This window comes from Treponema sp. R6D11, assembly GCF_054786075.1.
The window spans coordinates 1-671 of record NZ_BDHD01000635.1; the positions used below are offsets into that span (position 1 = coordinate 1).

Annotated in this window: 1 protein-coding gene; it reads right to left on the reverse strand. The window is 47.2% G+C overall.

The annotated features are described in order from the left end of the window. Positions 1-3: 3 nt before the first annotated feature. On the reverse strand, positions 4-671 hold a 668-nt coding region (gene thyA, locus ACYVTD_RS15190; protein ID WP_461248546.1), incomplete at its 5' end, for a thymidylate synthase.

Genomic DNA, 671 nt, shown 5'->3' on the forward strand with positions numbered 1-671 from the left:
ATGCTACACCGCTATATCAAACTTAATCGCAGGGTGAGGATCATACCCCTCTATGACCGTATCCCCGTAATGCCAATCAAAAACAGACGTAAACTTTTCCGTTTTTATTTTCGGCAATGTCTTTGGAGTCCTCTCTATCTGCGTACGGACACCCTCGACATGGTTTACGTAAATATGCGTATCGCCCAAAAACCCGATTAATTTGCCTTCGCCAAGCCCTGCCTCTTTTGCAAGCAGGTGCAAAAGACAACCGTAACTTGCGATATTAAACGGCAGTCCCAAAGCGACATCGACAGAACGCTGATTCCATAGAAGGTTTACTTTGCCGTCAATTACCGTTACCTGAAACGCATAATGGCACGGAGGAAGCGCCATGCGTGGTAAGTCGAGCGGATTCCATGCGGTAACAATCATGCGTCTGTTATCGGCATCGGTTTTAAGAGTTTGTACCAACTTACGCAGTTGATCCACACCCTGCCCCTGTGCCGGAACATCGTGTGCCGTATACTTCGCTCCAAAATTACGCCACTGCCAACCATAAATGGGACCAAGCTCTCGCTCATTCATCATCTTTGCTTTTGTCTCGTCATCGTTAGCGTAAGGGACGGCATCGGAACTGCACCACTCGTCCCAGATATGGTTATTTTGTTCTTTTAACCATTCTTTGTCGG